Raw genomic sequence first — 7,486 nt, forward strand, 5'->3', positions numbered from 1 at the left:
GTCATTCGTTAGAATTCGATTTCGTCGTCCCATCTCCGCACACTTGAGTAGGGCTGTAAAAGCGGATGAAATCAGCGGAGTAGAGCCCACTCACCCACTGCGTCTTGCTCGACAATCCAAAAACAATGGAGAGGCTAGGACTTTTGTCCTAGCCTCTTTTTTGATTAAAGATGTTCGTTGACATAGCGCACAAATTGATTCCACCAGGCGTGGTAAAATTCAACCTGAGAAACAGAATGTTTTGCAATCATTTTGATAGAGGGGGATGTTTTGTCTATAAAAGAAGCGGGATTGCTATCGATCGTTAGTGTTCCCAGTTCTTGGCCTTCTTTGATTGGAGCTTCAAGCGATGGGGATTTGGCTTGCGCAAAATGAGCGGTAGGAACTTGTTCACCGGTCTTAAGAAGGTAAGACAAATCTTGGTTTGCAACGGCCACTGCGTGGGCCTCTTTCCCATCTAAGACAGATGCTTTACTCCCATGATACGCTTCACCTTTTGCCACAATCGTCTCTCGACGGTAGGAATTGAGGATATAGTTGAGTAATTCATTGGTCGCAGTAAAGCGACTGTTTACATCTCTGTCAGAATCATTTGCATGGAGAAGGACAGAAATAATGGGAGAATCATTCTCTGAGGAAAATGCTATACAAGAGGCCCCTCCGGTTTTTGTGTAGGAGACAGCTGCACCTTGAACACCAGCTCGATAATGAGGGAAGTCCTTCAGTAAGCTATTTGTTGACAGATAGGTATGTCCATCTAAAGAGATGTTTTGTTTTTCCAGGGTTTTAAGGGCTTCGGGGAAATCCTGATAAAGATGCCGAGCAATGATAGCCAGATCTCTAGCTGATAATCTGTTTTCATCGTCTTCTTTGCTTCCAGGATAACGATTTTCACCTAAAATGGAATTGGACAAGCCAGAAGCGTTGACGAGGACGGGATCCTGAATCCCCCAAGAAGACAACTTGTCGCGCATCCGATCTACAAACAGTTTTTCTGATCCAGCTGATTGTTCAGCTAAGGCAATAGCAGCGCTATCGGATGAGGCGATTAAGGTGGCATTCAGTAGCTGGTCGACGGTATATAGCCGTTTTTCTAACAGCACATTCGTGGTATTGGGGTGGACTGTTAGATAGTAAGGATAATCCGAAATCTTCACCTGAGTATTGAGAGCAAGTGAATGCTTGGATAAATCCTCATAGATGAGATAGGCGGTCAATAACTTAGTCAGTCCACCGATTGCAACCTTGGTGTCACTCTCTTTGTTGTAGAGGATTTGTCCCGTATCTGCCTCGATTGCAAGGGCTTGTTGGCTACTGCTAGAGAAAAGGACTTCTGTAGCGGACACTCGGACACCGGCACAGGTGCAAAGAAGAAAGAGAAAAAGAATCATTTTTTTCATAACATTCTCCAATCGATTTTAATCTAATTATAGCATAGTTGACAAAAGAATTGGAAGCGATTTCTGGGAGAGTGAACGAATAGTCAGAAAATTTCTAAAAATTGCCAAAAATCTCTTTACAAGTTTTTTTTCGAATGCTATAATGAATTCATTACTTTAAGAATTGTTTAAGCAATTCGATTTCTTTAAGGGAGAAGAAATATGAAAAAAGAAACCGTTTCGCACTCGTAGGTGTCGCTTTGCTTTCAACAGCTTTCTTGGCTGCATGTGGAAGCAAGAGCTCATCTGATTCTAGTTCAACCGTCAAACAGAACTTCCCTCAAGAAGTGACGAATGAAGGAACAGCTGTTTCTGGAGCACAATTGAACTATGCTATCGTTGATTCTACTGGTTCAACAGGTCTGTTCATGGACGAGTTGGTTACTCAAGCAGTAGACTCAAGCTTTGCACAATTTGTTGATGCCACTATGTTCACGACAGATGAAAACCGTCAATTGAATGACCAAGGTTTGGCTAAAGCTGAGTTTGACAATGACAACAAAACTGTTACAGTAACATTGACTGGTAAAGACTATAAGTGGTCAGATGGCCAACCATTCACCATCGATGATTACATCTTTACGATTGAAGCAATTGGAAGCAAGGATTATCCTGGCGTTCGTTATTCTAACGGATTTTCGCAAATCGAAGGGATGGATGCCTATCATGAAGGAAAAGCTTCTTCTATTTCAGGGATTGAAAAAGTCGATAACTACACTGTAAAACTGAAATACAAAGAGATGAACCCATCCATGACCTATGGTAGTTGGTTGCCACTTTATGTAACTCCAAAGCACATTTTCAAAGATATTCCAGTCCAAAACTGGGAAACAAGTGAATATGCTCGTTCTGCGAAAGCGGTAGGAATGGGACCATACAAGATCAAATCAATCGTATCAGGTGAGTCCGTTATTTACGAAGCAAACGAAAACTACTACCGTGGAAAACCAAAAATTGAAACATTGAAAGTGGATGTTGTTTCTCCTGATACCATTGCTTCTGAAATGAAAGCTGGAAACTACGATATCGCTTCTATCCCAGCTGATCAATATGAGCAGTTCAAAGGGATGAGCAATATTGATATTGTTGGATCTCAATCAAACACCCTTCACTATCTTGGATTTAAAGTAGGTAAAATCGAAAACGACAAATATGTTTTAAATCCAAGTTCTAAAGTGGCAGATGTGAAACTACGTCAGGCTTTGTCTTATGCGCTTGATAACAAGTCTGCTGGAGATACCTTGTACCATGGCTTGTGGACCCCAGCTAACTCTCTTGAAATTTCATTCTTCGGAGATTTGCATGATAGCGACCTAGCTGGATATACATACGATGAAAGCAAGGCAAAAGAATTGCTGGATGAAGCAGGATATAAGGATACAAACAATGATGGCTTCCGGGAAGATCCAAATGGAAAAGCCTTCTCATTGACGCTTGCTGCCCCACAACGTGGAGATTCATTTGAAGCCTTGATTCAAGATTATATTCAAAAATGGGAAGCAATCGGTATCAAAGTAGAATTGTATACTGGTAAGACTATGGAACGGAATGCATTCTATGAGGATGTGCGTTCATTCGATAAAGGAATTGATATCTATCTCGGTGCCTTCGGTACTGGTTATGACCCAGCGCCACTTGGTCTCTGGGGACCATCAACCAGCAACATGAACTTCACAGGTTTTGTATCTGATGAAAACACTGAATTGCTGAACAAGCTGGTTTCTCCAGAATCTATGGATCAACAAAAACGGGTTGAAAACTACAAAGCTTGGCAAAAATATGCCTTCGAGCAAGATTTTGCGACGCCATTGTTTGAAATCTACGACATCGTGGCTGTTAACAAACGTGTGAAATACTATGATGTAATCCCTGGTTCTCAAAAAGCAACTGTTGAAAAACTTGAATTAGTTGCCGATAAAGGAATTGCAGAATAAGATAGGATGTCAGCCTATTAGGAAGAAAGATTTTACTTTCTTCCTTTTTATTCACCCTTATTCGGAATGGCAGAAGAAAATAACGAGAATTTTTAAAAAAACCGGCTAAATTCTGAAAATTATGGTAAAATAATCCATATATTATAAATTCTTGAGTCTGATACTAGTACTGAATGACGACAGACGCATAAGAAGGAGGAAGCGCGTGACTAACGAAAAGCCGCTATTAGAAATCAAAGACCTACATGTCGGGTTTCGCATTCGGGATGATTATTATGATGCAGTGGATGGTGTGTCCATTGATTTGAAAAAAAATGAAATTTTGGCCATTGTCGGAGAATCTGGCTGTGGAAAATCAACACTGGCAACCACCATTATGGGATTACACAATCCAAATAATACAAAGATTTCAGGAGAAATTATCTACAATGACACGAATCTAGTTGGTCTTGCCGAACATGACTACAATCAAATTCGTGGAAATGATATTGGAATGATTTTCCAGGATCCATTGGCTTCCCTTAATCCATTGATGACAATTGGTGCCCAGATTGATGAAGCCTTGGTATATCATACAGATATGAACCAAGAGCAACGAAAAGAACGTGTTTTGGAATTGCTGGATCAGGTTGGAATTCCGAATCCTCAACGGACCTACAAACAATACCCTCATGAACTCTCTGGAGGAATGCGTCAACGGGTTGGGATTGCAATGGCTTTGTCTTGTAAACCTCCTGTTATTATTGCTGATGAACCAACGACAGCTCTTGATGTGACCATCCAGGCACAGATTTTGGATCTTTTAAATGATTTGCAAGAAGAGACCAATGCAGGGATTATCTTGATTACCCATGATCTTGGGGTAGTGGCAGAAACTGCTGATCGCGTTGCGGTTATGTATGCGGGACAGTTTGTAGAAGTGGCTCCGGTAGAAGAGTTGTTTAGCAATCCACAGCATCCGTACACGCGTTCTCTACTGAAGTCAAATCCTCAAGCAGATAGTGAGGAAGAGGAGCTTCATGTGATTGAAGGTGCGGTTCCTCCGTTGACCAATATGATTCGGGAAGGCTGTCGCTTTGCTCCACGTATTTCGTGGATCCCTGAGTCGGCTCACGAAGCCCATCCAAGTTTGCACGAGGTTGGACCTAGTCACTTTGTTCGTTGCACATGCTATCAAACCTTTGAATTTAAGGAGGAAACAGAATAGTGGCATTTATTGAAGTAAAAGACTTAAAAGTCCATTATCCAATCCGCAGTGGCTTTTTCAACCGGATTACAGACCATGTTTACGCTGTTGACGGTGTTGATTTGCATTTCGAAGAAGGAAAAACCTATGGTCTTGTCGGGGAATCCGGGTCTGGGAAATCAACTATCGGGAAGACCATTATCGGCCTTGAAAAGGCGACTTCAGGAACGATTAGCTACGAAGGTCAGGATGTGACCAATAAGCAAAGACGTTCAAAGACGAATTTTAAACGCGATGTCCAAATGATTTTCCAGGACTCTCTATCCAGCTTTAACCCTAAAAAGCGCATTCTGGATATTATTGCCGAACCGATTCGTAACTTTGATCGACTTTCAGCAACAGAAGAAAGAAAAAGAGTCTTAGAGTTGCTAGATGTGATTGGATTGTCAGAAGAAGCCTTGGTCAAATATCCTCATGAATTTTCTGGCGGACAGCGTCAACGGATCGGAGTTGCTCGCGCCTTGGCGTCCAATCCTAAATTGATTATCGCAGATGAGCCAGTTTCAGCTTTGGATTTGTCTGTGCAAGCCCAGGTTTTGAACTACATGAAACGAATTCAAGATGAGTTCAACTTGAGTTACCTGTTCATCTCCCATGACCTTGGGGTGGTTCAACATATGTGTGATGAGCTATATATCATGTATCGTGGACGATTTGTAGAAACTGGGGTCAAAGAAGATATCTACAAAGATCCACAACATATTTACACCAAGCGACTTTTGTCAGCTATTCCAACCATTGAGCCTGCCAATCGTGAAATTAACAAGGCTCGACGGAAAGCGGCTGAAAAAGAGTATATTGAAAAACAAAGCGAGTATTATGATGAAACAGGTCGCGTTTTTGATCTACGTTCATTAACAGATACTCACAAAGTAGCCTATAAAGAAGGAGGAAATCGTTAAAATGTGGAAAACAGTTTTAAGACGTATTATTTTGATGATTCCTCAATTGATTATCCTGAGTGTGATTGCCTTCTTTGTTTCAAAGATGATGCCTGGGGATGCCTTCTCAGCCTATAGCCAAGATCCAAATATTGATCCTGCTGTCATTGAGCAGATGCGGATTAAAGCAGGCTATTATGACCCTATTTATATTCAGTATTTCAGATGGATTGGAGATATTCTTCAAGGAAACTTCGGACAGAGTGTGGTCTTTAAGCAATCCGTGCTAACGGTTATTGGTCAACGTCTCAATAACACCATCTGGTTGTCACTTGTAACGCTTATCATTACCTATTTGATTGCCTTACCTCTTGGGGTTATCGCTGGTCGATATCAAAACTCGATTGCCGATCGAATTATTGTTATTTATAACTTCCTGACGTATTCAACTCCAACCTTCGTATTTGCAATTTTGATGTTGTGGCTATTTGGGTATAATCTAGGATGGTTCCCAACTCGGGGATCTGTCGATCCAGGCTTAAGTGGACTAGCGGACTTGTGGAGCCGACTTCACCATATGATATTGCCGGCAGTGACTCTTGCGATTCTGTCCACAACGACTACGATTCAATATTTAAGAACAGGTATTATCGATGCTAAGTCTCAAGATTATGTTCGGACAGCTCGTGCCAAAGGGGTCCCAGAGCGTGTAGTATACAACCGACACATCTTCCGAAATTCACTATTACCAATCGCGTCTTTCCTAGGATATGAAATTACAGGATTGATTAGTGGATCTGTCTTTATCGAAAGCATCTTCACCTATCCTGGAATTGGGCAACTGTTTATTAACTCGATTTCACAACGGGACTACTCTGTAATGTTGGCACTCCTTTTGATGTTCGGAGTTGCGACCTTGGTGGGAACTCTCCTGTCTGATATCATTATGAGTATTGTTGACCCACGCATTCGAATCAAATAGAAGTGAGGAAAACAAGTGAGTAAAGATAAAAAGATAAAAAAAGATAATAAGAAGGAGAACCCGACAGGATTTAAAGTCATTACTCGGGAGTTCTTAAAAGATAAGGTGGCCCTAACGGCTGTTATCATTTTAGTAGCTCTGCTAATCGGTGTTTTTATAGGGGCTCTCTTCTTTGATCAAGATCAAGTTATGCGGGTTAGCTTAGGTGGACGAAATTTAGCTCCGGGAATTAACGGTCATGTTTTAGGAACGGACTCGCAGGGACGTGATGTACTAGCTCAACTCATTTTAGGTGCGAGAAATTCAATCTTAATTGGCTTTTCAATCACGATCATCACGACGCTTATCGGAATTTCTGTTGGTCTGATATCAGGATATTATGGAGGACGAGTAGATGGAATCATGATGCGTATCGTCGATTTCATTATGATCTTACCAGTTCTAATGTTGATTATTGTATTTGTTACCATTGTAACCAATTACACGATCTACCATTTCATCCTAATCATGAGTGCCTTTTATTGGACTGGGAAAGCTCGTCTTTTTCGGACGCGAGTTCTTTCAGAAGCTAGCCTAGACTATGTCAGTGCTTCTAAAACATTAGGTTCAAGTGATTTCAAAATTATGGTAAGAGAGATTCTACCAAATATCAGTTCGCTCGTAATTGTTAACTTGACTCTTAATTTCGCAGGAAATATCGGAATCGAGACCTCTCTTACTTATCTTGGATTTGGGTTGCCAGCAAAAGTTCCAAGTCTTGGAACCTTGATCGCTTACGCCCGGACAGCAGATGTTTTGCAAAATAAATCTTGGATTTGGTTGCCTGCAGCGATATTTATTCTTATCATGATGCTTTGCATTAACTATGTAGGACAGGCTTTCCAAAGGGTAGCCGATGCACGTCAACGATTAGGTTAATAAACTTTTATCCCCCCCATCTAGCAGCTAAGCTGCTAGATTTTTTTATTACCATGACATAAATGTCCTGTTGGTCTGGGAATCAA

6 protein-coding genes are annotated in these 7,486 nt (G+C 41.2%); 5 read left to right on the forward strand and 1 reads right to left on the reverse strand.

Annotation, left to right across the window (positions count from 1 at the left end; genetic code table 11):
* Positions 1-164 precede the first annotated feature (164 nt).
* Entirely contained in the window at positions 165-1,400 is a 1,236-nt protein-coding gene (locus tag STRDD13_RS08540; RefSeq protein WP_067103501.1) for a serine hydrolase, read from the reverse strand.
* Positions 1,401-1,639: 239 nt separating this feature from the next.
* On the opposite strand from STRDD13_RS08540, the gene STRDD13_RS07185 reads away from it, so the two are divergent.
* The 5 genes from STRDD13_RS07185 (at position 1,640) to STRDD13_RS07205 (ending at position 7,400) form a co-directional block, all read left to right on the forward strand.
* Positions 1,640-3,373 carry an oligopeptide ABC transporter substrate-binding protein gene (locus STRDD13_RS07185; RefSeq protein WP_231852579.1) on the forward strand — a complete coding sequence of 578 codons (1,734 nt, stop codon included), beginning with the start codon at positions 1,640-1,642 and terminating at the stop codon, positions 3,371-3,373.
* Positions 3,374-3,578: 205 nt separating this feature from the next.
* The gene (locus tag STRDD13_RS07190; protein ID WP_067103505.1) at positions 3,579-4,580 is read left to right on the forward strand and encodes an ABC transporter ATP-binding protein; all 1,002 of its coding nucleotides are present in this window, start codon (positions 3,579-3,581) and stop codon (positions 4,578-4,580) included.
* The gene (locus tag STRDD13_RS07195; RefSeq protein ID WP_231852581.1) at positions 4,577-5,521 is read left to right on the forward strand and encodes an ATP-binding cassette domain-containing protein; all 945 of its coding nucleotides are present in this window, start codon (positions 4,577-4,579) and stop codon (positions 5,519-5,521) included. Before STRDD13_RS07190 ends, STRDD13_RS07195 begins: the two co-directional genes overlap by 4 nt.
* 1 nt (position 5,522) lies before the next feature.
* A complete protein-coding gene (opp4B, locus tag STRDD13_RS07200) occupies positions 5,523-6,482 on the forward strand; it encodes an oligopeptide ABC transporter permease (protein ID WP_067103509.1) in 960 nt (319 codons plus the stop codon).
* Between the two features lie 15 nt (positions 6,483-6,497).
* Positions 6,498-7,400, forward strand: coding sequence for an ABC transporter permease (locus STRDD13_RS07205; protein WP_067103511.1), 903 nt, complete (start codon positions 6,498-6,500; stop codon positions 7,398-7,400).
* Positions 7,401-7,486 lie beyond the last annotated feature (86 nt).

The sequence above is a fragment of the Streptococcus sp. DD13 genome (assembly GCF_001578875.1).
GTDB lineage: Bacteria > Bacillota > Bacilli > Lactobacillales > Streptococcaceae > Streptococcus.